This is a genomic window from Treponema endosymbiont of Eucomonympha sp. (assembly GCF_001028545.1).
Genome location: NZ_BBPW01000129.1, coordinates 1 through 2,011, shown reverse-complemented (window position 1 = coordinate 2,011; position 2,011 = coordinate 1). Strand labels below are relative to the sequence as shown.

Genomic DNA, 2,011 nt, shown 5'->3' with positions numbered 1-2,011 from the left:
CTATATGAAAAAGAGCATTGTGGTCATAACCGGCAGCGCGCGGAAGGGCGGCAACAGCGAGTTGCTAGCTGGCGCGTTTGCTGAGGGTGCGCACGAGGCGGGGCACGAGGTTACGGTGTTTGAATCCGTGCGCAAAACGATAGCGGGCTGCACCGGCTGCAATACGTGCTTCAGCACGGCGCACGCGTGCTCGGCGAAGGATGACTTCGACGAAATCGTCCCCGCGCTGGAAAACGCGGACGTCCTCGCACTGTGCACGCCGCTCTATTGGTTCTCGTTCCCCGCGCAGGTAAAAGCCGTCATAGACAAGTTGTATTCGTTCTACGTCGGCAAACGGCCACTGAAGATAGCCGAAACCGCGCTGCTCGTGTGCGCCGGAACAGACGATATGGCGGACTTTGACGGGCTGCTGAAGACGTATAATCTGATAGTGAAGTATCAGGGGTGGAAAGACCGGGGGATAGTGATAGTGCCCGGCGTGAACGAGCGCGGCGACATACAGCGCACCGACGGGCTTGCGAGGGCAAAAACGCTGGGGCACAGCCTGTAAGCATACGGCAATATACGGTCGCCGCGTGTCGGATAGCGTGCGTTATCCGACACGCGGAAAACGCTTCGCTATGCAACTGCCCGCGGGCGGGAAACAGACTCCAAAACTCCTGCGGAAATCGACTTTGCAATACCGCGCTATAACGCCGCTGGCGTGGCGTTGCTTTACGCCCGCAGACAGGACGCTTTGCGGATAGCCGCCGCCGCTTCTCGCCCGCACAGCAACTCTACCAGCAACAAAGCAAACGGTTCCGCCGCACCGGGAGCTTCGCCAGTTACGAGATTCCCGTCCTGCCAGCAAGCGGTTTCTTTTTTGACGCTGTATGCGGTGCGTTTTTCCCAGTCCGCCCCTGCCCATTTGGGAAATTCCCGTTCCATTCCGGGATAGCAGGTATACGTTTTTCCGGCAAGCAGTCCGAGTTTGGCAAACACGACCACCGGCGCTGCACAGATTGCCGCCGTAATGCCGCCCGCATCCCTCGTTTTTTCTATGATGCTGACCGCTTCAGGGCAAGCGGCGATATTCGCAGCGCCGGGCATTCCGCCGGGCGCAACCACCGCGTCGAACGCACCTGTTTCTTTGAACGCTCTTGCGGCAGTGGTGTCGGCGCACAACTTTATGCCGTGCGAGCCGATAAGCGCAAGGCTGTCCGAACACGACGCGCTTATTACACCGGCACTGGCGCGGCGCAGATAATCCACCAGCGTAACCGCTTCGATTTCCTCGCACCCTTCCGCAAAAAAGACAAGCACCCGTTTCACGTTTTCTCCTGACGTATGCGTTATTGCCCGCATGATACCGCCCGCCCGGTTAAAAGCGCAAGCCGCGGCGCATTGCCACTAATTCGCCGCCACTTCATGCGGTGGTATACAAAATTAAGGCGAGACATAACGTGGTTTTGCCAATGTCGTATATCAATATTAGAGCGTGTTCACGCTGTACAAAATATGATAAAGATAAAAACAGAGCATAGAACTGACTGAAGAGCAATACCGACGGATACTGGAACTGCTGCCGAAACAGCGCGGGAACATAAAGACAGAAAACCTGACGGTGCTCAACGCGCTTGTCTATATATGCAGAAACGGGTATTCATGGCGGGCGCTACCTGAAAAGTTCGGCAAATGGCATACCGTTTACGTGCGGTTTAACCGCCGGGCAAAAGCGGCGTGCGGGAGCAGGTCTCCGCCAAGCTCCAGCCGAAAACGCAGCCGAAGCGAGGGGTCTTTCGCTGGATTCAACGTCGGTTAAGGCGCACCTCGGCGCTCACGGAGCGTTAAAAAAACGGAAAGCAGGCGATAGGAAAGTCGTGCGGGGACTGGAACACAAAGATACACGCACTAAAGAATCCCCGCTGCAAGCAGCGGGGTATCAGACTTTAGAAGAAATTAAATGAACGGTTATCTTTCGCTACTCCCACGCCTCGTCGCTTATATCGTGCCAGTGAATGCCTTCTTTTTT

3 protein-coding genes are annotated in these 2,011 nt (G+C 56.1%); 2 read left to right on the top strand and 1 reads right to left on the bottom strand.

Translation table 11 applies throughout. The features are described 5' to 3' along the window. A partial coding sequence (locus AWU74_RS05270; RefSeq protein WP_202811842.1) for a flavodoxin family protein occupies positions 1-550 on the top strand: 550 nt, incomplete at its 5' end. A 164-nt stretch (positions 551-714) separates the two neighbouring features. On the opposite strand, the gene AWU74_RS05265 is transcribed toward AWU74_RS05270, so the two are convergent. Then, a complete protein-coding gene (locus AWU74_RS05265) occupies positions 715-1,344 on the bottom strand; it encodes a DJ-1 family glyoxalase III (RefSeq protein ID WP_059370506.1) in 630 nt (209 codons plus the stop codon). Positions 1,345-1,519: 175 nt separating this feature from the next. Between AWU74_RS05265 and AWU74_RS13440 the strand changes: the two genes are divergently transcribed. Further along, the gene (locus AWU74_RS13440; protein ID WP_086046145.1) at positions 1,520-1,801 is read left to right on the top strand and encodes a transposase; all 282 of its coding nucleotides are present in this window, start codon (positions 1,520-1,522) and stop codon (positions 1,799-1,801) included. The last annotated feature ends 210 nt before the right edge of the window (positions 1,802-2,011 follow it).

Coding starts and splice junctions, on each gene's coding strand:
- AWU74_RS05265 (WP_059370506.1), bottom strand. CDS start 1,344: ATGCGGGCAATAACGCATACGTCAGGAGAAAACGTGAAACGGGTGCTT.